Below are 24699 nucleotides of genomic sequence, written 5' to 3'. Positions count from 1 at the left end.
GAAAAAATGAAAAAATATTCAATCCCACTTTTACTATTAACCATGACAATTTTAAGTAGTTGCTCCAGTACAAAAACTTTTGCTGAGAGTAACAAAACACCTTTCGTTTGGGAAGGAGCCAATGTTTATTTCCTGATGACGGACCGTTTCAATAATGGAGACGCTTCAAATGACCTGAATTTCAACAGAACCAAAAAAACAGGGAAACTTCGCGGTTTTGAAGGTGGCGATATCAAAGGGATTTCTCAAAAAATTGATGAAGGTTATTTTGATAAATTAGGAATCAATGCAATTTGGTTTACACCAATAGTAGAACAAATTCATGATGGCGTTGACGAGGGAACTGGTTTGAGTTATGGTTTTCATGGCTATTGGGCGAGAGACTGGACGAACTTAGATCCTAACTTTGGAACAAAAGACGATTTGGCTGCTTTAGTTCAAAAAGCACATGCACACGGAATCCGAATCATTCTCGATGGCGTAATCAATCATACAGGACCTGTAACTGATGAAGATACGGTTTGGCCAAATGACTGGGTGCGAACAGGACCAACTTGCGATTATAAATCGTTCGAAAACACAACGGCGTGCACACTCGTAGCTAATCTTCCGGATATAAAAACAGAGAGCAATCAAGCTGTGGCTTTACCTCCTTTTTTAATCGAAAAATGGAAAAAAGAAGGACGTTACGAACAAGAAATGAAAGAGCTAGATGCGTTTTTTGCTCGCACGGGATATCCAAGAGCGCCAAAATATTATATCATCAAATGGTTGACGGATTATATTGATGATTATGGAATTGACGGATACCGTGGCGACACCGTGAAACATACTGACGAAACTGTTTGGGCAGATTTTAAAACACAATGTGATTATGCTTTTGCAACTTGGAAGAAAAACAATCCAACAAAAGTTTTAGACAATAATCCTTTTTACACGATTGCCGAAGTATACAATTATGGCATCAGTGGCGGACAAGATTTTGATTTTGGAGACAAAAAAATAAACTATTTCAAAAATGGTTTCAACAACATGATTAATTTCGAGTTCAAATGGGACGCGCAAAAAGATTATGAATTTATATTCTCCAAATATTCAAATAAGCTGAACAATGACTTGAAAGGATATAGTGTTTTGAACTATTTATCTTCACACGATGACGGCGGACCATTTGATGCAAATCGTACCAAAACTATAGAAAGCGGAACAAAATTGCTACTGAGTCCAGGACTTTCTCAAGTATATTATGGTGACGAAAGCGCTCGTTCGTTAGTTATCGAAGGAACAAAAGGCGATGCTACCTTGCGTTCGTTTATGAATTGGGAAGCTATCAAATCAAATCCTGAAACACAAAAAACGATGTTGCATTGGCAAAAATTAGGTCAATTTAGAAGAAATCATCCTTCGATTGGAGCAGGAATTCACAAGCAAATTTCGGCTAAACCGTATACTTTTTCGAGAACTTTTTCTAAAGGAGATTATTCGGATGCAGTAGTTACTGGATTGGATTTGGCAATTGGTGCTAAAGAACTTTCAGTAGGTTCTATTTTCGCAAACGGCACCTTATTAAAAGATGCCTATTCTGGTAAAGAAGTACGTGTTGTAAATGGAAAAGTGACAGTCGATACTGAATTTGACATTGTTTTATTGGAATTGAAAAAATAATTTTTAAAATAATTTAATCCAAACGCCTTTAGAAATTAAGGCGTTTTTTTTATGTTTACCTTTACCAAAAAATAAAAGACAATGCTCAAAATTGGACATCGTGGTGCAAAAGGATATGAACCAGAGAACACCTTTGTTTCGTTCCAAAAAGCATTAGACATGCAAGTGGACGGCATTGAACTTGACGTGCATTTGAGTGCTGATAGCGAAATAATCGTTATTCACGACGAATCTATTGACCGAACGACCAACGGAAAAGGTTTTGTAAATGCATTATCTTTGCGCGAATTGAAAGCCTTTAGAATAAATGGAGAGCAGCAAATCCCAACTCTGAAGGAGGTTTTTGATTTGGTAAACCAAGACTGTTTTATCAATATTGAACTCAAAAGTTATGAGGCAACAGATAAAGTGGTTTCACTTATTGAAAAGTATGTTTCTAAAAAAGACTGGAAATACGACCGATTTTTAGTTTCCAGTTTTGATTGGAATGCATTGCAACAAGTGGCATTTTTAAATGACAAAATTCCAATTGGCGTTTTAACGGAAACCGATTTAGACCTGGCTTTGGCTTTCGCCAAATTCATTCAGGCAAAATCCATTCATCCACATTTTCATTTATTGACAAAGGAAAACACGGCACAAATGCAGGAAAAAGGATTGCAGGTTTTTCCTTGGACTATCAATGAATTAGAAGACATTCAAAAAATAAAAACATTCAACGTAAACGGAATCATCACTGATTTCCCAAATAGAATATGAACCAGAATTTCGATATAATAATAGTAGGCGGTGGCGCGGCAGGTTTTTTTACAGCGATTAATATCGTAGAGAAAAATCCAAAACTAAAAGTTGCAATTTTGGAACGTGGTGCAGAAGTATTGCAAAAAGTTCGAATTTCCGGTGGCGGAAGGTGCAACGTGACGCATGCTTGTTTTGAACCGAATGAATTAGTAAAATTTTATCCACGTGGCGAAAAAGAATTATGCGGTCCTTTTCATCAGTTTTGTTCTGGCGATACGATTGAATGGTTCGAGAAACATGGCGTAGAACTCAAAATTGAAGCGGACGGACGCATGTTCCCCGTTTCGAATTCGTCTCAAACGATTATTGATTGTTTCCTAAAAGCCACACAAAAACTGGGAATTGCAGTACTGACAGGACAAAGCGTACAATCTATTTTCAAGAAAGAAAATGAATGGAAAATCGAAACCCAAACGGAAAATTATCTTGCTGAAAAATTGATTCTGGCCACAGGAAGCAATCCGAAAGTCTGGGAAATGTTACAGAATTTTGGTCACGCAGTTGTCAGTCCGGTCCCTTCCCTATTCACTTTCAACATCAAAGATTCCAGAATAAAAGAATTGCCTGGAGTTGCGGCTCAAGTAACCGTAAAAGTAAAAGATACCAAACTTACCTCGACAGGACCGTTGTTAATTACCCATTGGGGAATGAGCGGCCCAGCCATTTTGAAACTCTCCGCTTGGGGCGCACGAATCTTACATGACAAAAATTATCAGTTTACGATTTACGTGAATTGGTTGAATGATGAAGATATTGCCGATGTCGAGAAAAAACTAAAAGAATTAAAACAAGAACACGCAAAAAAATCAGTTTCTAAGAAATCCCCATTTGAATTAACGAATAGATTATGGGAAAGTTTAGTAATTGCCTCTGGAATTGTATCAGAAACCAAATGGGCCGATTTATCTAAAACACAATTGCAAAATCTTACCAATCAACTGACGAACGGAACTTTTCAAGTCAACGGAAAAAGTACTTTTAAGGAAGAATTTGTGACAGCAGGCGGAATCGATTTAAAAGAAATCAACTTCAAAACCATGGAAAGCAAATTACACGAAAACCTCTATTTTGCTGGAGAAATCGTAAATATTGATGCCATTACAGGCGGATTCAATTTTCAGAATGCGTGGACCAGTGGATTTATTGTGGCAAGCGCTATATAAAACCAAAGTCATTACAGTTCAATACTTTAATTAAGACAACTTTAGATTTAGCTTAACAAGACTTTACCATTCTGTTTTCATTTTCATGAAACGATTTGAATATGTTTGTAATCAAATCACTACGAATGATAAAAATCTACTCTTCTATTATATTATTATTTGTATATCAGTTTGGTTTCTCGCAAACCGAAAAATTAATCAACGGAAAAGTTTTACACGAACAATTTCCTATCGAAAAAGTTGAGGTTGCTAATTTTAGTTCTAAAAAAGTCGCAGTTACAAACGCTGCTGGAGAATTTTCTATTATGGCAAAAGCGGGTGACGAACTCATTTTTATTTCAAAAGACCATGACATCAAAAAAATTGTACTAGATCAAAAAACCATTGATAAAAATAACCTTCTTATTTCATTAATACTTAAACCGGAAGAATTAAAAGAAGTAATAATTACAAAAACACCATCAATAAAACTAGGCACTGACAAAGCCTACGAACAGGGAAAACTTGACCAATTAGCTGTAGAAAAGTCTGCAAGAAGCTTAAAAACGGGCGTTTACAATGGTAGTATTGAAAACGGAATGGATTTAATGCGGATTGGCGGAATGATTTTAAAGTTGTTCATCAAAGAAAAAGAAGTCGTTAAAGGAACTCCTCAAATTGAATTCAAACAATTGGCAAAAAGCAGCTGTGATCAAAAGTTTTATATTGAAACTTTAAAATTAAAACCAGACCAAATAGAGCTGTTCTTAGAATTTTGTGATGCTGACCCAAAATCAAAAACACTACTGGAAAATAGTAATGTTTTATCAATGATGGATTTTTTATCGTCAAAGAATATTGAATTTAAGAAGTTATGAGACTTTAAAAGAAACTAGCTTTTAATCCCTAAATAAACTGATTACTTCGACTCAAAACTAACAACTATCTATTCAACCACCAAATACTTCCATTCAAAACCGCGGCAAAACTGACCCAAGCCAAATACGGAATAAATAAATAGCCCGCAATTTTATTGATTTTGGAAAACTGAATGTACGTTTCAAAAATCATCAACCACAATACAATAATTTCTAATCCGGCTAACATCGGGTTGTGTAATCCAAAGAATAAATACGACCACAAAGCATTTAGTGCCAATTGTATTGCAAAGAAAATCAACGCTTTTTTCACGGCTTCTTTCTCAACTTCAATTCGATCCCAAACTAAACCTGCAGCAACACCCATCATTACGTACAACATACTCCAGACTGGCGCAAAAATCCAATTGGGCGGATTAAAACTTGGTTTTATTAAGGTTGGATACCAAGTAGTAATAGCAGAACGAGTAACTGTTCCAGAGAAATATCCAATCGCAAGACACGTAACAACAACAGCTAATATTCTGGTGATTTTATTCATTTTTATATTTTCTAATATGAGCCAAATTTAATCAAAAAGTTTAGTATAATTCGACAAATAAACAAATCTGCTTGTAAATCAAAAAAAGTATCTTTGCGTAAATTTATACATTCATGATTTCAGCAAAAGATTTTATTCCATCAAAATATACGCATTCAGTTGAAAAGGGAAATTTTCAATGGAGCGCTCCCAGCAACATTGCCCTTGTAAAATATTGGGGAAAAAAGGACAATCAGATTCCTGCTAATCCTTCTGTGAGTTTTACGTTGAATAATTGCAAAACGATTACCAAATTGGCTTTCGCCAAAAAAGACATTTCTCCCGAAGTTTCGGGATCGCTCAATGTAACGGGTAATAATTTCTCATTTGATTTACTTTTTGAAGGACAACCAAAAGAAGATTTCAAACCGAAAATCCAGAAATTCTTGGAGCGAATAGAAATCTATTTGCCGTTTTTAAAAGACTATCATTTTACAATTGACACGGAAAATACCTTTCCACACAGTTCCGGAATTGCTTCATCGGCATCTGGAATGGCCGCTTTGGCGATGAACTTGATGAGTTTAGAAAAAGCGTTAAACCCTGAAATGACTGAGGAATATTTCTATCAAAAAGCATCTTTATTAGCGCGTTTGGGTTCTGGAAGTGCTTGTAGAAGTGTAAAAGGACAAGTGGTGGTTTGGGGAAATCATGCCAATATTACTGGAAGTTCAGATTTATTTGGAGTGGAATTTCCAAATGCAATTCATGCCAATTTCAAGAATTTTCAAGATACCATTTTACTGGTTGACAAAGGGGAGAAACAAGTTTCAAGTACCATTGGACATGATTTAATGCACAACCATCCTTTTGCCGAAAGGCGATTTGCACAAGCGCATGAAAATTTAGACCAACTGATTTCAATTTTCGAAAGTGGGAATTTGGACGAATTCATCAAAATTGTAGAGAGCGAAGCCTTGACTTTGCATGCCATGATGATGACCTCAATGCCGTATTTTATATTAATGAAACCGAACACTTTGGAGATTATAAATGCGATTTGGAAATTCAGAAATGAGACTAAAATTCCGGTTTGTTTCACGCTGGATGCCGGTGCAAATGTACATGTTTTATATCCCCAAAATGTTGCCGAAAAAGTTTTACAATTTATTAAGAACGAATTAGTTGGCTATTGTCAAAATGGTCAGTACATTTGTGACGAAATTGGAAATGGCGCTGTGTTGATTTAATTTATTTATTTTTCCCTATCTTTATTTTTTAAAGAGCTGAAATTATGGATATTCAATCAGAAAAATTAGAATTGATTAAGCTATTGTTAGAAACGAACGACAACGCTATAATCGAGGCTGTAAAAAACATTTTCAAATCACAAAAAAAAGACGTTTGGAAAGATTTATCTCCCGAACAACAAGAAGAAATTGATTTAGGAATCTTAGAAGCAAATCGCGGAGACCAAGTTGATTTATAAAAATTACTATACAAATACCTAATTATCAACCCCAAATTGTTAATTTAAAATATCATATGAAAGGACCTTTGTTTTACTCAAAAATATTACTCTTTGGAGAATACGGAATTATTCGTGACTCAAAAGGGCTTTCAATTCCTTATAATTTTTACAACGGAGCACTTAAAAAAGAAGAAAATCCATCTGACGAAGCGATTAAATCAAACGGTCACTTGAAACGATTTGTAACCTATTTAGAAACGTTACAAAACGAACAACCGAATTTAGTAACTTTTGATTTAGACACATTGAAAAGCGATGTGGAAACCGGAATGTATTTTGATTCCAGCATTCCTCAAGGTTATGGTGTAGGTAGCAGTGGCGCACTTGTAGCCGCTATTTATGATAAATACGCACACAATAAAATCACGGTTCTGGAGAATTTGACTCGTGAAAAATTATTGCAGTTAAAAAATATATTTTCTCAAATGGAGAGTTTTTTCCATGGAAAAAGTTCTGGTTTAGATCCATTAAACAGCTATTTGAGTATCCCGATTTTGATTAATTCGAAAGATAATATTGAAGCAACCGGAATTCCTACACAAAGTTTTGATGGAAAAGGCGCTGTGTTTTTATTAGATTCAGGAATTGTGGGAGAAACGGCTCCGATGGTAAATATTTTCATGGAAAGCCTAAAAGACAAAGGTTTCCGTGCGATGTTGAAAAATCAATTTGTAAAATATACGGATGCTTGTGTGGAAAATTTCCTTGGTGGAGACATGAAATCATTGTTCATGAATACCAAAAAATTATCAAAAGTAGTTTTGAATAACTTCAAACCAATGATTCCGGAACAATTTCACGGAATTTGGCAACAAGGCATTGACAGCAATGATTACTATTTGAAACTTTGCGGTTCCGGTGGTGGCGGTTACATCTTAGGATTTACTGAAGATTTAGAAAAAGCCAAAGCATCGCTAAAAGATTATAAACTAGAAGTAGTTTATCAGTTTTAAACATCCTCTCTCCAACCCTCTCCAAAGGAGAGGGAGCAGAAAACCTAAAATAGCATCCTTATATTGGGAGCACATTCTTAAATACATCTAAATGTTAAGCAGGCAGCACAAACTTCTTATAATGAAAATTGCAAGTTTGTTCTCTGTGGTTAGAGGCTATAACATTCCCGTCATTATTTTGGCGCAATATCTCTCGGCAATATTTATTCTGGCTCCTGAAAAAAGAGCGTTAGATATTTTGCTCGATTTCAATTTATTCATTCTGGTTTTTGCTTCTTCCCTTACGATTGCTTCCGGATATATCATCAATAATTTTTATGACAGTCAAAAGGATTTAATCAATCGGCCAAACAAGTCCATGCTGGATCGATTGGTAAGTCAAAAGACAAAATTGAATGTATATTTTACGCTCAATTTTATTGTCGCTTTGATGGCTTTGTTTGTTTCCTGGCGCGTATTTTTATTCTTTTCAGGATATATATTTTTCATCTGGTTTTATTCCCACAAAATAAAAAAATACCCAATAATAGGAAACCTGACCGCTGCATTACTGGCAGTTTTGCCTTTTTTTGCCATACTGTTGTATTTTTACACTCGAATTCCATTTGAAGAGATTGAAAATTACAGAAGGCAATTAGGCGTCATTTTTTCTCATGCCTCATTTTTGTTTTTGCTTTTGCTGATTCGGGAAATGATAAAGGATTTAGAAAACCTAAAAGGGGATTTAGTCAATGATTATAAAACGATTCCTATTGTTTATGGTGAGGAAGTATCAAAGAAAACCATCACGGTATTAACCATTCTGACTGTTTTACCCGTTTACGCTTTGATTGATGTTTATGATGTGGGTTACATGGATATTTATTTTTACTGTTGCCTCATCGTTTTGATATTTTTCTTGTTATACTTATGGAAATCTAATGCGAAACCACAGTTTTTACTGCTACACAATGTATTGAAATTTCTTATTGTTGCCGGAGTATTTTGCATTGTCTTGATTAACCCAAGTGTTTTATGGCACGGAAAAAGATTGTTGATGGTTTAATTTTGCCTTTTTCAAAATTATAAAAAGGATAAAAAACCATTCCCGAAAAGTTAAAAGATTCCCCGATTAGCATAGCCCCGATAGTAGAGGGAATCCTTTTATTTTTTTCTTTAAAAAATAAAAGATTGAAACGATAGCGGGAAATAGCTCCAAAAAACCACACTAAAATATATTAATTGGCTTATTAACTAGACAGTTAGCGTTTTTATAATTGGTGGTTATTGATTGTCAAGTATATAAATAGTATCTTTGCACAAATTATTGGAATATTATGAATAACAAGGAAGGCAATAATAAGAAAAGTGGTCCTAGAGCAGCTAGCTCAAGACCAAGTTCGAATAAGCCAAAACCTGCCATGCAGAAGCGCGCTCAAGGGCCGAAAAAAGTTAAAGTAAATACTAAAGTTGCCGATATCGCTACTGATAAAGTAGAGAAAAAACCAAATCAAGCACCAAAGAGACCGAAAGTAAAAGACGAAATTCGTTTGAATAAATACATCGCTAATTCTGGTGCGTGTTCGCGTCGTGATGCGGATATTTATATTCAATCCGGGACGGTGAAAGTCAACGGAATTCCTGTTACCGAAATGGGATACATGGTAAAACCGGGTGATGTTGTAAATTTTGACGGTGCGACTTTGACACCGGAGAAAAAAGTATACATCTTGCTGAACAAACCTAAAAACTTTACAACTGCGATGGACGAAGGTCAGGAATATCGCAATGTATTGGAACTGGTTAAAGGTTCTACGACTGCAAAAATTGGTGCAGTGGGAAGAATGGATAAGAATACAACTGGTTTGTTATTGTTTACGAATGACACGGATATGATTCGTAAATTCACGTTACCAAGTCAAAAATCATCTAAAATTTACCAAGTTTCACTTGATAAAAACTTGAAATTTGAGGATTTAGAAAAAATAAACAAAGGGCTGACGCTTGACGGACACCGCGTTTTTGTGGAAGATGTAAGTTATATTGAAGGCGAAGCTAAAAGTGAAATTGGATTGCAATTGCGTTCAGCAAACGTAAAAGTAGTTCGTTCTATTTTTGAACACTTTAGTTATGATGTATTGCGTATTGACAGAGTTTCTTTTGCTGGTTTGACAAAAAAGAATTTGCCAAGAGGAAACTGGAGGTTGCTTACTGAACAAGAAATTATCAATTTGAAGAACGTTTAATATTTCTTTGAAATTACACAATGAAATCCCTTCCGTTTATACGGAATGGGATTTTTTTAATTAAAAATTCAATCCTAAATAAGTATGACACCAGAAAAACTACAATCAATTGCTTTTAAATGGTTTGAAACTTTCAACAATAAAGAATTAGAAAAATTATTGTCTTTATATGATGAAGATGCGGTACATTTTAGTCCAAAACTAAAAATGTACAAACCGGAAAGTAACGGTTTTGTTACCGGTAAAGAAGCCTTGCGAGAATGGTGGAAAGATGCTTTTGAGCGTTTACCAAGCTTAAATTACAAAGTAAAATCGCTTACTGCCAATGGTGACCGTGTTTTTATGGAATACATAAGAACGGTTACTGGCGAGGAAGATTTGCTGGTAGCAGAAGTATTAGACATCAGAGAAGACAAAATAATTGCTTCTAGAGTGTATCACGGATAAAAACCGATTTTGATTAGAAACAAAAAACCCTACAACAATTTATATATGTCGTAGGGTTTTTATTTTAGAAGAAAATTACAATTATCCCTTCACTTTTTTAAGCGGTTCTACCTTTTTGTCCAGACCACGTTTTCTCAACAGCGGTTCGATACTTGGCTCGGCACCACGGAAACGTTTGTACAAAACCATAGGATCTTCGGTTCCTCCTTTTTCCAAAACATTCTCACGGAATAGTTTGGCTTTTTCAGGATTGAACAAAGTAGTCGTTTTGAACGCTTCAAAAGCATCTGTATCTAAAACACCTGACCAGATGTAACTGTAATATCCTGAAGAATATCCTCCTGAGAATATATGGCTGAAATATGTGCTGCGGTATCTCGGAATGATCGATGAAATTAAACCAATTTTAGTCATTGCTGCTTTTTCGAAAGCGTTTGCATCAACTGTAATGTCTTTGGTTTGAGAATGGTATTCTAAATCCAATAAAGAAGCTGCAAGATATTCTGTTGTGGTAAATCCTTGGTCAAAAGTACCTGCTTTCTTCAATTTATTCACTAACGTTTCTGGAATCACTTCGCCAGTTTTATAATGTTTCGCGTACATTTTTAAAACTTCTGGTTCAGCCGCCCAATTCTCCATAATTTGAGAAGGAAGTTCTACGAAATCTCTCGGAACACTTGTTCCTGCTAAACTTTTATACGTCACATTCGACAATAACCCGTGTAGAGAATGTCCAAATTCATGGAAGAAAGTTGTCACTTCGTCAAAAGTCAAAAGTGCCGGAGCATTTGCTGATGGTTTTGTAAAATTACATACGATAGAAACTACCGGAGCAACACGTTTTCCATCCACCGTTTTCTGACTTCTGTACGAAGTCATCCAAGCACCGCCACGTTTCGATTCACGCGGGTGAAAATCCATGTATAGAACACCCAAATGCGTACCATCTTTTTCTAAAACCTCCCAAACGGTTACATCTTCGTGGTATTTTGGAACATTAGTCAACTCTTTAAATTGAATTCCGTATAATTTTTCAGTTACTTGAAAAACACCTTTTCGAACATTATCTAAACTGAAATATGGTTTCAATTCTTCTTCGTCAAGATCAAAACGTTCTTTTCTGATTTTTTCTGTGTAATATCTCCAGTCATACGGTTGTACCGCGCCTTTAATTCCTTCTTTAGCCATCATTTTCTGAATATCGGAGGCTTCTGTTTTAGCTATTTCCAAAGCTGGTTTCCACAAATCATTCAACAGCTTGTTTACATTCTCCGGTGTTTTAGCCATAGATTCTTCTAATACATAATTGGAATGCGATTTAAAACCTAACAATCTCGCTTTTTGTCCACGAAGATTTGCTAAATCAACTGCATTCTTCTTATTATCAAAAGCATCATCATGGTTGCCTCTAGTTTGGTAGGCATTCCAAATTTGCTTGCGCAATTCTCTATTAGAACTGTATTGCAAAAACGGCATTACGCTGGAATTGGAAAGGGTGAAAACCCATTTTCCTTCTTTGCCTTTTGCTTTAGCATCAACAGCGGCAGCATCAATTAATCCCTTGGGTAATCCGGCTAAATCTTTTTTATTATCAATAACCAACTCGTATGAGTTAGTCTCTGCCAAAATATTTTGCCCGTATTTTAAACTGATCAGCGATAGGTCACCGTTTATTTTACGCAATATTTCTTTGTCAGCATTTGATAAATTGGCTCCACTTCTAACAAAATCTTTATAGGCGTTATCTAAAATTTTAGCTTGTTCTAAATTTAAGCCTAATGTCTCTTTTTTGTCCCAAAGCGTTTTTACTTTTGTGAATAATTTCTCGTTCAAGTAAATATTATCTCTGTGAGCGGAAAGATTTGGCGCCATTTCTTTGGCAATGTTTTGAATCTCTTTATTCGTATTCGCTGAATTCAAATTAGAAAAAACCGTGTTCACATTCGACAATAATTCCCCTGCATTTTCCATGGCAAGAATCGTATTCTCGAAAGTAGACGGCTGCGTATTATTTGCAATAGCATTAATCTCCGCTTGATGTTTGCTGATTCCCTCTAAAATAGCGGGTTTAAAATGTTCATTCTTAATTTTGTCGAAAGGCGGCACATTAAACGGCGTGTCGTAAGCTTGAAAAAATGGATTCATAGTTGTGTTTTCTTTTTTTTCTTGTGCTTCAATTGTTAGCATATTCCCAATGACTAACAAAATGAAAAAGGATTTTTTTCTCATTTAGATGTGATTAATTAGAATAGTAAATTTAGCCGAAATCTATTTAAAACAAGAACTACAACTGCGCCTTAACTAAATTTTATGAAATAGAGAAGGACTTTTCTCAAACGAAAAACTATTCTTACATTTGAAATTCAAAAAAAATCAATAAATTAGCTCAATCTATTACCAAATATACATTATGAGAAAAATAACCACTCTTTTACTTTCTGTAACCACTTCTTTATTGCTGGTTAACTGTAAATCCGAAGATAAGAAACAAGACTTCAGCAGTCTGACGAAAAATTATTTTGACGACAAAAATGCGATGAGCCCATTGGACGCCACTCAAAGTGGGCAAAATCAATACAACGATCAGCTGCAGTTTGAAATGACGGACAGTTTCAGAAAATCGCAAGCAGCTTTCTTTGACAAATACCAATCTGCACTGCAAAATATAACTGTCGAAGATTTATCAGAAGAAGAAAAAAACAGTTACGAAATCATCAAATGGGAAGTTGAGATTGGTAAAGATTTATTAAAACAACCTACAAATTTACTTCCTGTTCATCAATTTTGGGGAACGCATCTTACTATGGGGCAATTTGCGGGAGGAACCGGAGCACAACCGTTTAAAACTGAAAAAGACTATACCAATTTCCTAAAAAGAATGGACAAGTATGCTGTCTGGATTGATTCAGCGATGGTTTACATGAAAAAAGGAATTGCAAAAGGTGTTGTGTTACCAAAATCGTTAACCGTAAAACTGATTCCTCAATTTGCAGAAATGGCTACGCCAAATATTGAAGACAATCTATTTTACTCTTCAATAAAACTAATGCCTGCTTCTTTCCCTGATAGCATAAAAGAAGATTTAATAGCAAAATACACAGCGACAATCAATACCAAACTGATTCCACAGTACAAGAAAATGGCTGATTTCCTGAGTAAAGAATACCTTCCTGCTTCCAGAGCAACCAGCGGAATAGGAAGTTTGCCTTTTGGAAAAGAGTTATATGCTGCGTATGTAAAACAATGGACCACTACCGAAATGACTCCCGAGCAAATTCATGAATTGGGATTAAAAGAAGTAGCGCGTTTGAATGCCGAAATGGAAAAGGTAAAAAACCAAGTCGGTTTCAAAGGCACATTATTAGAATTCTTTGAGGAAGTTCGAAATAAAAAGGAGTTAAAACCTTTCACCAAACCGGAGGAAGTTATTGCTAATTTTCAAAGTATTTATACGCGCATCAAACCGAATGTAGATAAATTATTTGCACTGCAACCCAAAACGAAATTTGAAATTAGACGAACAGAAGCTTTTAGAGAGAAAACAGCCAGTGCTGAGTACAATCAAGGAACTGCTGACGGCACGCGTCCCGGTATTTTCTATGTTCCCATTCCAGATGTAGCAAATTATAATATGTATGGCGATGAAGATTTGTTTTTGCATGAAGCGATTCCGGGGCATCACTTTCAAATCTCTTTACAACAAGAAAACGAGAGTCTTCCTGATTTCAGAAAATTCAATTGGTTTGGCGCTTACGGCGAAGGTTGGGCTTTGTACACTGAAAGTTTAGGAAAAGAACTGGGATTGTATCAAGATCCGTATCAGTATTTTGGAATGTTGGGCAATGAAATGCACCGTGCGGTTCGATTAGTTGTTGACACCGGCTTACATTCCAAAGGTTGGACCAGAGAGCAAGCTATCAAATATTCGTTAGCAAACGAAGCCGAAAGTGAAGCGAGTATTATTCCTGAAATCGAGCGTTATATGGCAATTCCAGGACAAGCTTTATCGTATAAAATTGGTCAGTTGAAGATTATGGAGCTACGCAAAAAAGCAGAAACTAAAATGGGCGCTAAATTTGATATTAAAAAATTCCATGAAAAGGTATTGGAATCCGGAGTAATGCCATTGGCATTATTGGAAAAGAAAATTAATGCTTGGATAAATGAATCTAATTAACAAAATTTAAATACTATGAAAAAATTATTGCTAAACACATTATTACTATCTTTTATGGCATTCACAGGTAATGCGCAACGCCTTCTTGATACGATGGATCCTACCTCCTCTGGTGCTTTATTCAGAAACGATGTTTTGAATAAAAAAGACATGACAAAAATAGAAGGATCAGAATACTTAGTTGATGAATTTAGATTAGCTGAGGTAGCTGGCATTCCTCAACAGATTATGGTACGTTATAATGCGATGACGGACATGATAGAGGTACAAAATGAAAAAAAGGAAGTTTTCTCACTAATGAAAAAAGAACCTTTTAATACCATAACTATTATTCCATTTACGGATAAAATTAAACTTACAAATTATAAAACTAAAGATGGAGATGTAAATGGTTATCTCGTACTATTACACAATAATAATGAAGTTGCCTTGTACAGAAGAGATAAAATTAATTTGCAAAAAGGAAAAGAAGCTATTAATTCCTATTCACCAGCTACTTCCGCTCGATATGTAAAAGCAAATGACGAGTATTATTTGAGTTTAAAAAACGAAACGGCTGTAATGATGCCAAAAAACAAGAAAGAACTTCAAGATCTCTTTCCTGAGAAAAAAGAAGAGATTGCAGTTTACTTAAAAAAGAACAACTTTTCTTTAAAAGATGAAAAGAGTGTTATTGAAATTGCAAAATTCTTGTCGAATTTATAGAATAAACAAAAAAAGCTTCTCAATTGAGAAGCTTTTTTTTGTGCGGATAATAGGAGTACCACCTTACAATTCACTAAATTAACCAAGGTTTCAAACACTCACACAAACTCAACAAATACAATACTTTAAAACAAAGTTAATTTAGATGAATTTCACGACATAAACATTCATCAACTAAATTTGGGGTAGTTATTAGGGGAATGCAATATTATTCTTATCTTTGATAAAAAAATAAATCATGGCAACTGGCAAGTTTAGATTGAAGACTAATAATGATTGGAACACTATTTTTTTTAGGTTCAAACAGGGAAAACAATTCGACATTGAAACCTCTACAGGTATTCAAGTGCCAAAAGGACGATGGAGCGATATAAAACAAGAAATACTAACTACAAAAGAAGTAAGCTTCAAAGATTTAAATGTAAAACTAAAAGAATTTAAAGCCTACATAAGTAAGGAATATGAAGACACCAAACTTGCCGAAAAATTAATTCTGATAAATTCTAAATGGCTCAAAGAAAAAATTGACATTTTCTTTAATCGGGAAACTAAAAACGAAGAAATTAACGAAAACCTGTTTTTTACAAACTATATCAGTTCTTTTATTGAAGAGTCCAAGACCAAAAGAAACCGCAAAGGAACACCAATAAAGCCAAGAACAATACAGCACTACAACACCACCTTAAACAAAGTAATTGCTTTTGAAAAATTCGTAGGCGTTAAATTAAAATTCATAGAAATTGACTTAACCTTTCATAATGCTTTTACTTCTTATCTTGAAAAAGAACAGAAACTTAATCAAAACACTATTGGGGGATATATCGATGATGTAAAATTATTTTGTGGTAATGCAGATAAAAAAGGAATAACCGTTTCTAATGAGTTTAAACTAAGTGAATTTTATTCCCCCAGCAACAAAACAAAGGATATATATTTAAAAGAAGATGAAATTGATTTAATATACAACACCAAATTTGAGCAAGATTATTTAGACAATACTCGAGATTGGTTTATAATTGGGCTACGAACTGGATTACGAATTTCAGATTTTTTAAAACTAACAAAAGAGCATATTGATGATGAATTCATTTATAAAGAAACTGAAAAAACTGAATTTCCAGTAATTATTCCTATTCATAAACAAGTACAAGAAATACTAAAGAAAAGAAATGGAAATTTTCCACGGCAGATAAGCGACCAGAAATTCAATGTTTACGTTAAAGAAGTGGCTAAAATTGCGGGATTGGATGAGCAAACCGAGGGAGCAAAAATGACAGAAATAGAGATTAAGGTTAATGGCAAGAAAGAAACAATACACAGGAAAACTTTTAGCAAATACCCAAAACACGAATTAGTGTCCTCTCACATTTGCAGAAGAACATTTGCCACACTCCTATATGGTAAAATTGACACCCTTACCATCATGAAAATAACTGGACATTTGACCGAAAAACAATTTTTAGGATATATTAAAATTACACCAAAAGAATATGCAGAAAAATTAAAAGCCTTTTGGAAACAACAACAGCTTACTAATTCAGACTCACCAAGTCTTTAAAATTAATCTAAAAATTATTTATTTTAATCAATTAAAATTTATAACATTTGCAAAGCATCAAGAAAGTCAATTTGAAGACTTACCAACCTAGTAGTAGCTCAATACAAAGGTGGTTTAGAATGCGGGACAGTCGTTCAAAATGTTTTGAGAATCCACAATCTTATTTTCATTTTCACGGCATAACTATAGTTTAACCTTAAATTGTTATGTTATATGAATAATTATTCTATTACCTTAAAGTTTGAAAATGAAGCTCAAACTATTTATGCAATCGCATTATCCAAAAATCACTCAACAACCGTTGTAAGAAACAATGAAATTGATTTAGAACAAACCTATTTTATTTCAGTTGTACACACTGAGTTAAATTCATTTTTAGATTTGACAGGCATAACTCCCTTTCAATTAATCTTTTTTGACAGCAATCTAAACTTTGCTGGAGCTTCTTTTAGCACAGGAAATCCAAATCACTTATTTACTATTCAAACTACTGCAAAGTTTATATTATTGATTCCTTTTAGAGAAAAGAAGAAATTAAATGGTTTGGAACGGTTTTATATTAATAATAGAATTTAATCATGACAATTGGCAAACTACTAAGTCTTCCTCTGGAGGAAAGATTTTACCTTTTAATCAAGAATAGAATTAATAATAGCTATATCAATGAAGATGGAGACCTAATCAGTGTGTATTCCTCTTTCGATGTCATAAACAAGGAACTCATAAATAAAGGAATAGATTATAGAGGTAAAACCATAGATGATTTAATCTTAGAAATCAAGAGGCTAAGCATCCAGAGAAGCAGAGAAGATTTTGAAAACCTAAACATAGAAGATTGGAAAAAAGCTGACGGAGAAGTGTGGGAATCAAACAGAACTGATTGGGAACAATTAAATGTCTTAAAGAAATGCGTTTTAGAAATGGCTTTCTATGCACACGATTACCATTATAATAAGATGAACTTGGCTCTAAAAAAAGAATTTAAAAAGATATGTCAGTTTTCTGGTCTATTGAGAAAACACAAGTTTGATTTTTAAAGGGCAATTACCCATTAAGCCAAATGCCCAAATCCGTTGTAGTGGCTGTTACCGGCTGGCTTTATTCTATTAAGTATTGCTTTTTCGTTTGCTGAGTTTTCACCATTCTGAATTTTAAAAGCAAAATTGTCTATATTGTCAATACTTCTCAAAAGCACTTGCTTTCCATTAAAAAAGACGTATATTTTTTCTCCTTCGTTTCTGTTATAAGTAATATAATCATCATAACCCTTAATTGGTATTTTATTCAAGATGATAAGTTTTTCTTTTTTCAATTCGATTTCCCAATTTCTTTCTTTAGCTAAGTTTAATATACTTTCGGTTGCGTTCGGGATTGTAAATTCCACGCGTATTAATTTTAAGCGCAACAATTTAACTACGAATGAAACCATACTTAGAACTAGAAAAATAAGGCTAACTTTTGTAGTCACTTCATTGGATTTAAAATTTGAGAAACTTTGAAAACCTTGAGTGAAAGAAATGATGCTAATAAAAAAGCATAGTAATGAAACTTTGAAGTATATAAATTTCTCAAAGTAATCTAACTGAAGTTTTTCTTTTCTGATAGAATCTAAAATTCGATTTTCTTCCATATGAATTTTTGTAACTTAGTTTGTGCTAAGCTAGCCGGTAAAGTCCCGCGGCTTAGCGAGGTTTGGGACTACATTAAGATTTATTTTTCGGTTGAACACTAATTTTCCAAATACAAAACTAACTTTAAATTAAGCCTAAAACCCAAATCTTGCGAAACCGCTGTTGTGTGCAGTTTTATTTTTTGATCTTCCCAAACTCAAATTCATGCTTTTTATCATAACCTGCGAAACTGCTTTTTACGATGAAACTTTCAGGATCAGCATCTGGTAAAATTTCATTCTCATTTAGAACTTTAACTTTTGTCTTTCCCCAATGTTCATCAATCGGTTTAAAATCAATTATGTCATTAAGTTTTATTGTGTCATTTCCATGAATTAAAATATCCCCCGCTTTAGCCCAAGGATAACTAATAAGCTCAATTTTATTTGGGTCAACGCCACTTATTTCACAACTGTTTAGATTATCGTAAAAGCCAAAAAAATAGGCTGAATTTTTATCTTTAAAGATATAATTGCCAACAAATGTGAAAGTGTTTGGGTCAATATTTTTGATAAGTTCTCCATCAATGAAAAGATGACTTTTATCTTTTGCGAAAAGAAAATCGCAGTCGCAATTAAACTCTATTTTTTTAAAAGTTTTTGCATCTGCGTTGGCAACTAATCTTTTATAATTTCCACTTCCTTCATTCCAACCTAACATATAAACCTTATCATCTTTTACTAAATAGTCTCGTTCTTGACAACTAATTGTCATTACATATAGAATTGATAGGAATATTATTTTTTTAAGCATAGTTTCTATTGTACGTAAAAATTGCACACAACGTTCCCGCGCTACAAGCAGTTTGGGACTAAATTAAGCCCATTTTTCGGATTTGCCAAATCTTCCAAATACAAAACCAACTTCAAATTAAGCCTAATATCCAAATTGCTTGTAGCGTGTGTTGGCAGGCGTTTATTATTTAATTGCATCAAGCTCTCCATAAGTATATGATTTGTACTCAATACCAAATCTCTTTGCATTTTCTTCCACGGTTGTATCAAAACCTGCTTCCATTCTACGCTTGTTTACATTTATTGAATCTTCAATAGGTAAAACGTAAATGAAGTTCTTCTTTTGTCCTGTTTTTTCGTTAGTTATTTGTTTCATTGCTAATTGTGTCCCATAAATTTGTTCTTTATGTTCTCCTGTTAACTTTCTGTCCAACATCATTGCTACTAAATTAAAAGGCACTTCATTATTTTTTCCAGCTTTTTCAATAATTGGATAATATTCAGATATTTTGTCAGGATTATGTTGAATTACGTAAAAGACAGCAGTGTTTTCTGGAACTCCAACCAAAGATTTCCCAGGATAACCATAATTCTTAACAATAATTTTTACTTTTTCGAAATTTTCTTTGTCAGTTTGTTCAATAATTTTGAAAATATCTTGATAAAGAATTTCTACAGTTGTATTTGTAAGTTTTGCAATTTCCTCTTTTCTTTCTTTAATTGTATTATTGTCAGCGAATTCACGATAAATTTGGTCTGTAAAAAGGATAGTTTGTAATTCTTTTTTAAGTTTCTCGTTATATTTAGTTTGAGAATTACAATTCACTGTAAAAAACAAAAGACCTAAAATTAATAAAATGTTGTTTTTCATATGTTTGGTGAAGTTAAATGTATGCCAACGTCCCTCGGCTTTGCTCGGGTTTTGGGAGTAAGTTAAGATTTTTCTTTCGGATTATCACTTTTAATTCAAGTACAAGACCAACTTCAAATTAAGCCGAATTCCTGAATCCGGCAAAACCGCTGTTATCTGTAGTCATTTCTTATTTTGCTAATTCCATTTCTGTAATTCTGGATAAACATATCTATATTTTTTTTATCCATGCAATAATCATGAATATTATAAACAAATTCATTTACACTGTCAGTTTCAATTTCGTTTTTAAAATATTTAATTTTTTTTAAACCGTTTGGAATCGCAGTTAATACTGTTGGAAAACCGTTATTTTGATATGACACATTTTCTGGAGTAAGTACAGAAAGTGGAATTATCCATTTTTGTAAACTTTTATTATAATTTTCGCCAATGTAGATTATCAAAGATTTAGATTTTTGGTCAAAGTATGCTTTCTGATCAACTTCGATTTGATTGGAACCTTCAGGACAATTGTTTATACTTTCTACAACTAATGAAATATCATTTGAATTTTTACATGATATAAATGCAAACATTAAAAGAATTACTAAAGTTGATTTCATCGATTTTCTATGATTACAGATAACGTCTTGGCACTACAGCGGGTTTGGGACTAAATTAAGCCCTATTTTCGGATTTGCCAAATCATCCCAAATACAAAACCATCTTTCCATTAAGCCCAATGCCCAAATCCGTTGTAGTACCTGTTGTGCGATCGTAATTTTATTTAGTCAAGCTCATTATTTCAATTAGTGATTTATATATTCCATCATAATAGTTATCATTTTTGAAATTCGGAATCATTATTTCCGCTATGATTTTATCACAGTTTTCGTCAGTTAAGTATTTTTTTGAAATATACGTTGTTGATATTCTCACCAATCTTAATTTTTTACTAAAAACTATAATTACACCGCTTTTTTCAAAAACGCCTCCGATTTTCCAATCTATTAGTTTATTGTGTGAAAATTCGTTGATATTTTTATTTGGATACAATTCGTCAATTGATAAAATTACGATTTCCATTCGGTTTCTATTTCTAATTTCTTTAGCTATTTCATTAATTTCTTTGCTTTGTTCTGTTGTAAAAATTGAATCAATTTCTACAAGATTTGAAAAAGGTAAAATAAATGATTTGTTGATTTTAAATGATTTACAAGTTTTGTTTAATTCTCTTGTTAGTTTATAATTTAAGCAATTATAGTCAGTTATGTAATTTTTAGGATTTTTTTTTATATTATTCAGTAAATATTCTGTTAGTAATTTCGAATATATTTCAGCTTGTTTTAATAAAATTGTGTCAGATTCAACATTCTTATGTGAATTAATTGAATCACAAATTTTTAGCGATAAATCCGAAATAGTTTGTCCGTTGGAATTTATACTTATGAAAACTAAATAAAGTAGAATTAGAAATTTTCGGTTTCTCATTTTTCGGTTTTTCGATTATGTCGCACAACGTCTTGGCACTACAGCGGGTTTGGGACTAAATTAAGCCCTATTTTCGGATTTGCCAAATCATCCCAAATACAAAACCATCTTTCCATTAAGCCCAATGCCCAAATCCGTTGTAGTGGCTGTTATAGGCTGTGCTTTTTCTGTACACTTAAATTTCACTCTAATAAACTTTTTATTTCGGTTCCCAATATTTCGCCACCGTTTAAATATACTGTTATTGTCCCTGCCAATATTAGAAGCATTACAGGTGATAATATTACAATTAAATAAAAAAAGGTTTTGTTTATTTTTCTCGATTTATATTTGGCAACTAATTTATATATGCGTTTGTTTTTTATATAAGTATAATGAACCAAATAAAATATTATTGATAAAAGCGAAAACACACCAATCTTTATAATTGTCTTTCTATTTTGGATTTCATTTATAAATACTTTGTGTTCAAGAAATGTTATTATCGGTAAAAAAATAACGAAAGCCAAGAAAAAATAAAATATGCTTATATATGCGACAATTTTAAATTTTGCAGGGTCATTTTTTCGGATATATTCTTCGAAGAGTTTGGCAAAAATTAAGTCCATCATAATTATTTTCTGTTCGTTTTTTTTTCAGCATAGCCTATAACGTTCCGCGGCTTGGCACAGTAGCGGCTGCGTGAACGATTATTTCTTGTTAAGATAAGATTTTCCAGCGGAAAATCGAACGTGATTTTTATTGATTTGTAGCTATTGTGCTAAACCGCTGTTAACTGCTGGCTTTATAATTCGGCTCTAATTTTTTCTTTTTCAAGCCAAATAATTAATTCCTTTCTGATGTCATTTTTTTCAGAGATATGCATTTCGGTATTATTTGGTAGCGACCATTTATTTAAAGAATCAAAATAAATAAGTATGTCGAATTGACTCACTCCAGAAATTTCGAATTCAATTTCACATAATCTTTCTTTTTCAACGTAATAAATTGTTCCAGATCGTCCATCTGGCTTAATAATGAAGCCGTCTTTTTTGAGAATTTCTGTGACTTTATCTTTTTTCCACGGTTGAACTTTCCATTCGTCTATCTGCTTTTGTGGAATATGAGTTACATATAGATTTTCTGAAATTTTTGTTTCAGTCCAACCTTCAGGAAGTTTATGATTTTCGTTATCCATATTTAATAATTCGATTGGTTTAAGCGCAAAGATTGTAGCTTGCAGTTAACGTTCCGCCGCTTCTCGTCAGTTGCGAGCTTCGGAACGAATTATTTTCTGTTAAAGATAAAAATTCTTGCGAAACGCAAACGTGAACTTACCACAAAATTCGCAATTGCGAGAAACGGCTGTTAGCGGATAGCCCTTTTACCTTTTTTAGGAAATTTATTAATTCTGAATACTATATATTATTTTCTTTTCAGAAAGATTAACTACACTAATAGATAAATCTTTGTTTAGTACAAATACATTTTTACCGTTTTTAGAGTAAACAATCGCTTGTCTTGGTTCATTAAATCCTGTTATCACTCCAATATTAGTTAGTGTTGGTACATCAATTATTGAAAGAGAATTATCTTCTTTATTTCCACTCAATAAAATGTTTTCATCTGAAGATAATGATGCGCCATAAGGATCTTTGCCTACAGAAATTGTTTTAGCGATTATACCTGTATTTAAATTAACTACTGCAATGGAATTGGAACCACTATTAGCAGCAAATAATGTTTCACCATCTTTAGTAATAGAGATAGCTCTTATTTTGCTAAAACCAGTAATAGTTGTATCGATTTTTAAAGTTGCTGCGTCCACAACCGAAATAGCGTCGCTGGCAAAATTGGTCACGTAAATCTTTGTATTTGTTGCGTTTAATTTAATACCTTGTCTTGGTTCGGCAAAACCTGTTATTATTTTTTTTACCGATTTACTTGAAAGGTCAATTACCGTTACTGTATTTGTTGCCTCATTATTAATATAAATTTCTTGACCATTGTTGCTAATTGCTGAACCAAATGCTCCAAAGCCTACTGCATATTTTTCAATGATTTTAAATTTCTTTGTTTCCAGTACAGTTAAAAATCCGGTGCTGCTGTCAGTGATGTAAAACTTCATTCCATCAGGCGAAAAAATGATGTTTCTTGGACTAATGAATCCAAATATCTTTTTTATTAATTTACGAGATTTTAGATTATAAACACTTACAAAATTTACGTCGCTGTTTGATGCTAATGCAATATTTTCGGTTGGACTTATTGCTAAAGAATTATTTTTTATGTTGCCGTCAAAGATTTGTTGCGCTTGAGTTTTGGTAGCAATAATACTAAAGAATAGTATTAACATTCCAATTTTGAATTCATTTTTCATATTTTTAATTTATTAGTTTGTTAAAGTTGTTACAGCCCAAAGTGCAGCAGTTGCTATAATCACCCATAGAATTACACCTTGAATTAATGGTTTAAATCCAACAGAAGATATTGTTTTTCTGTTCAATCCACATCCTATTAAAAACAAGGTAAGCGTTAATCCTGCTTTTGCAAAATTTGTTAAATAATGATTGTATTGTTGAACAAAAGGAATATAGGTATTTGCAATCATTGCAAGAACAAATAATCCAATAAAGTAAGGAATTTTTATTTTACTGTCTTTATTTTTAAAAATAAAAGTTGATAAAAAAGCAACAGGAATTATCCATAATGCTCGTGCTAATTTAACAGTTGTAGCAATCTCTAAAGCTTGCGGACCATATTTATTTGCTGCACCTACAACTGAACTGGTATCGTGAATAGCAATTGCACACCACATTCCAAATTGTGATTGTGATAAATTTAACTGATGCCCAATAAAAGGAAATAAAAATAAGGCTACAGAATTTAGAATAAATATGGTTCCTAATGCAACCGATATCTGTTTTTCTTCTGCCTTTATTACAGGAGAAATAGCAGCAATAGCACTTCCACCACAAATGGCTGTTCCAGCTGATATTAAATAAGAAGTCTTTTTTTCTATCTTTAAAAACTTACCCATAAAGAAACCAATTACTAATGTTCCAATAATAGAAACTATTGTAAATAAAATACCTTCTTTACCCGCTTTTAATGCACTTGTAACATTCATTCCAAAGCCCAAACCAACAACAGAAACCTGTAATAATATATGAGTTGCTTTATGATTTAGATGTAAATATGGATGTCCAATAAATTGCGCAATTATTAAACCCATAAGTAAGGCAATTGGCGGTGATATTAATGGAGACAAGCAGAATACAACTGCTAATAAAAAAATCACTTCTCTAGTGGTTATACTTTTGTCTAATAAATTTTTGAATCCTTTTTGATTTTCCATCTTACTTTATAT

At 33.2% G+C, this 24699-nt stretch carries 26 protein-coding genes and 1 riboswitch; of the genes, 15 read left to right on the top strand and 11 right to left on the bottom strand.

Annotation, left to right across the window (positions count from 1 at the left end):
* The first annotated feature begins 6 nt into the window (after positions 1 to 6).
* From IWX80_RS07265 to IWX80_RS07250, 4 genes are all read left to right on the top strand, one after another.
* Positions 7 to 1665, top strand: a complete 1659-nt coding sequence (locus IWX80_RS07265) for an alpha-amylase family glycosyl hydrolase (protein ID WP_196852808.1) — start codon at positions 7 to 9, stop codon at positions 1663 to 1665.
* 81 nt (positions 1666 to 1746) lie between these two features.
* On the top strand, positions 1747 to 2424 hold the full coding sequence (locus IWX80_RS07260; protein ID WP_196852807.1) for a glycerophosphodiester phosphodiesterase: 678 nt from the start codon (positions 1747 to 1749) through the stop codon (positions 2422 to 2424).
* Positions 2421 to 3629 (top strand): NAD(P)/FAD-dependent oxidoreductase, encoded by a 1209-nt coding sequence (locus IWX80_RS07255; protein ID WP_196852806.1) that lies wholly within the window; start codon positions 2421 to 2423, stop codon positions 3627 to 3629. Before IWX80_RS07260 ends, IWX80_RS07255 begins: the two co-directional genes overlap by 4 nt.
* 125 nt (positions 3630 to 3754) lie before the next feature.
* On the top strand, positions 3755 to 4486 hold the full coding sequence (locus tag IWX80_RS07250) for a hypothetical protein (RefSeq protein ID WP_196852805.1): 732 nt from the start codon (positions 3755 to 3757) through the stop codon (positions 4484 to 4486).
* 64 nt (positions 4487 to 4550) lie between these two features.
* On the opposite strand, the gene IWX80_RS07245 is transcribed toward IWX80_RS07250, so the two are convergent.
* Positions 4551 to 5027, bottom strand: coding sequence for a TspO/MBR family protein (locus IWX80_RS07245; protein ID WP_091172978.1), 477 nt, complete (start codon positions 5025 to 5027; stop codon positions 4551 to 4553).
* A gap of 113 nt (positions 5028 to 5140) precedes the next feature.
* On the opposite strand from IWX80_RS07245, the gene IWX80_RS07240 reads away from it, so the two are divergent.
* From IWX80_RS07240 to IWX80_RS07215, 6 genes are all read left to right on the top strand, one after another.
* Positions 5141 to 6256 carry a diphosphomevalonate/mevalonate 3,5-bisphosphate decarboxylase family protein gene (locus IWX80_RS07240; protein WP_196852804.1) on the top strand — a complete coding sequence of 372 codons (1116 nt, stop codon included), beginning with the start codon at positions 5141 to 5143 and terminating at the stop codon, positions 6254 to 6256.
* Between the two features lie 44 nt (positions 6257 to 6300).
* Positions 6301 to 6495 carry a hypothetical protein gene (locus IWX80_RS07235; RefSeq protein WP_196852803.1) on the top strand — a complete coding sequence of 65 codons (195 nt, stop codon included), beginning with the start codon at positions 6301 to 6303 and terminating at the stop codon, positions 6493 to 6495.
* A gap of 56 nt (positions 6496 to 6551) precedes the next feature.
* Positions 6552 to 7490: a mevalonate kinase family protein gene (locus IWX80_RS07230; RefSeq protein WP_121363815.1), complete on the top strand. Its 939-nt coding sequence runs from the start codon at positions 6552 to 6554 to the stop codon at positions 7488 to 7490.
* Positions 7491 to 7581: 91 nt separating this feature from the next.
* A complete protein-coding gene (locus IWX80_RS07225) occupies positions 7582 to 8535 on the top strand; it encodes a geranylgeranylglycerol-phosphate geranylgeranyltransferase (protein ID WP_196852802.1) in 954 nt (317 codons plus the stop codon).
* 271 nt (positions 8536 to 8806) lie between these two features.
* On the top strand, positions 8807 to 9715 hold the full coding sequence (locus IWX80_RS07220; RefSeq protein ID WP_196852801.1) for a pseudouridine synthase: 909 nt from the start codon (positions 8807 to 8809) through the stop codon (positions 9713 to 9715).
* An 84-nt stretch (positions 9716 to 9799) separates the two neighbouring features.
* The gene (locus IWX80_RS07215; RefSeq protein ID WP_073352809.1) at positions 9800 to 10162 is read left to right on the top strand and encodes a nuclear transport factor 2 family protein; all 363 of its coding nucleotides are present in this window, start codon (positions 9800 to 9802) and stop codon (positions 10160 to 10162) included.
* A gap of 81 nt (positions 10163 to 10243) precedes the next feature.
* Here IWX80_RS07215 and IWX80_RS07210 read toward each other — a convergent pair whose 3' ends face one another.
* Positions 10244 to 12391 carry a M3 family metallopeptidase gene (locus tag IWX80_RS07210; protein WP_196852800.1) on the bottom strand — a complete coding sequence of 716 codons (2148 nt, stop codon included), beginning with the start codon at positions 12389 to 12391 and terminating at the stop codon, positions 10244 to 10246.
* A 181-nt stretch (positions 12392 to 12572) separates the two neighbouring features.
* Here IWX80_RS07210 and IWX80_RS07205 point away from each other — a divergent pair, with 181 nt between their 5' ends.
* From IWX80_RS07205 to IWX80_RS07185, 5 genes are all read left to right on the top strand, one after another.
* Positions 12573 to 14339 (top strand): DUF885 domain-containing protein, encoded by a 1767-nt coding sequence (locus tag IWX80_RS07205; RefSeq protein ID WP_196852799.1) that lies wholly within the window; start codon positions 12573 to 12575, stop codon positions 14337 to 14339.
* Positions 14340 to 14354: 15 nt separating this feature from the next.
* Positions 14355 to 15044: a hypothetical protein gene (locus IWX80_RS07200; protein ID WP_196852798.1), complete on the top strand. Its 690-nt coding sequence runs from the start codon at positions 14355 to 14357 to the stop codon at positions 15042 to 15044.
* A gap of 238 nt (positions 15045 to 15282) precedes the next feature.
* A complete protein-coding gene (locus IWX80_RS07195; protein ID WP_196852797.1) occupies positions 15283 to 16602 on the top strand; it encodes a site-specific integrase in 1320 nt (439 codons plus the stop codon).
* A 49-nt stretch (positions 16603 to 16651) separates the two neighbouring features.
* A riboswitch (SAM-I-IV-variant riboswitch) is annotated at positions 16652 to 16754 on the top strand.
* A 61-nt stretch (positions 16755 to 16815) separates the two neighbouring features.
* Positions 16816 to 17178 (top strand): hypothetical protein, encoded by a 363-nt coding sequence (locus IWX80_RS07190; protein WP_196852796.1) that lies wholly within the window; start codon positions 16816 to 16818, stop codon positions 17176 to 17178.
* Positions 17179 to 17180: 2 nt separating this feature from the next.
* Positions 17181 to 17639: a hypothetical protein gene (locus IWX80_RS07185; protein WP_196852795.1), complete on the top strand. Its 459-nt coding sequence runs from the start codon at positions 17181 to 17183 to the stop codon at positions 17637 to 17639.
* Between the two features lie 14 nt (positions 17640 to 17653).
* Here the strand turns inward: IWX80_RS07185 and IWX80_RS07180 are convergent, their stop codons facing one another.
* The 9 genes from IWX80_RS07180 to IWX80_RS07140 form a co-directional block, all read right to left on the bottom strand.
* Positions 17654 to 18232, bottom strand: coding sequence for a hypothetical protein (locus tag IWX80_RS07180; protein WP_196852794.1), 579 nt, complete (start codon positions 18230 to 18232; stop codon positions 17654 to 17656).
* Between the two features lie 175 nt (positions 18233 to 18407).
* The gene (locus tag IWX80_RS07175; RefSeq protein WP_196852793.1) at positions 18408 to 18986 is read right to left on the bottom strand and encodes a DKNYY domain-containing protein; all 579 of its coding nucleotides are present in this window, start codon (positions 18984 to 18986) and stop codon (positions 18408 to 18410) included.
* Positions 18987 to 19190: 204 nt separating this feature from the next.
* Positions 19191 to 19877: a DUF6624 domain-containing protein gene (locus IWX80_RS07170; protein ID WP_196852792.1), complete on the bottom strand. Its 687-nt coding sequence runs from the start codon at positions 19875 to 19877 to the stop codon at positions 19191 to 19193.
* 152 nt (positions 19878 to 20029) lie between these two features.
* Positions 20030 to 20482, bottom strand: coding sequence for a hypothetical protein (locus IWX80_RS07165; RefSeq protein ID WP_196852791.1), 453 nt, complete (start codon positions 20480 to 20482; stop codon positions 20030 to 20032).
* A 160-nt stretch (positions 20483 to 20642) separates the two neighbouring features.
* On the bottom strand, positions 20643 to 21350 hold the full coding sequence (locus tag IWX80_RS07160; RefSeq protein ID WP_196852790.1) for a TPM domain-containing protein: 708 nt from the start codon (positions 21348 to 21350) through the stop codon (positions 20643 to 20645).
* Between the two features lie 182 nt (positions 21351 to 21532).
* Positions 21533 to 21961 (bottom strand): hypothetical protein, encoded by a 429-nt coding sequence (locus IWX80_RS07155; RefSeq protein WP_196852789.1) that lies wholly within the window; start codon positions 21959 to 21961, stop codon positions 21533 to 21535.
* A gap of 173 nt (positions 21962 to 22134) precedes the next feature.
* Positions 22135 to 22527 (bottom strand): hypothetical protein, encoded by a 393-nt coding sequence (locus tag IWX80_RS07150; protein ID WP_196852788.1) that lies wholly within the window; start codon positions 22525 to 22527, stop codon positions 22135 to 22137.
* A 207-nt stretch (positions 22528 to 22734) separates the two neighbouring features.
* Complete coding sequence (locus IWX80_RS07145) at positions 22735 to 23709, bottom strand: beta-propeller fold lactonase family protein (RefSeq protein ID WP_196852787.1); 975 nt, start codon at positions 23707 to 23709, stop codon at positions 22735 to 22737.
* Between the two features lie 12 nt (positions 23710 to 23721).
* Positions 23722 to 24687, bottom strand: a complete 966-nt coding sequence (locus IWX80_RS07140) for a YeiH family protein (RefSeq protein WP_196852786.1) — start codon at positions 24685 to 24687, stop codon at positions 23722 to 23724.
* Positions 24688 to 24699 lie beyond the last annotated feature (12 nt).

The organism is Flavobacterium sp. CAN_S2 (assembly GCF_015752255.1).
In the GTDB taxonomy this organism is placed as follows: domain Bacteria; phylum Bacteroidota; class Bacteroidia; order Flavobacteriales; family Flavobacteriaceae; genus Flavobacterium.
Note: the sequence above shows the minus strand (reverse complement) of the source record. Positions and strands in the feature narration are given on the sequence as shown.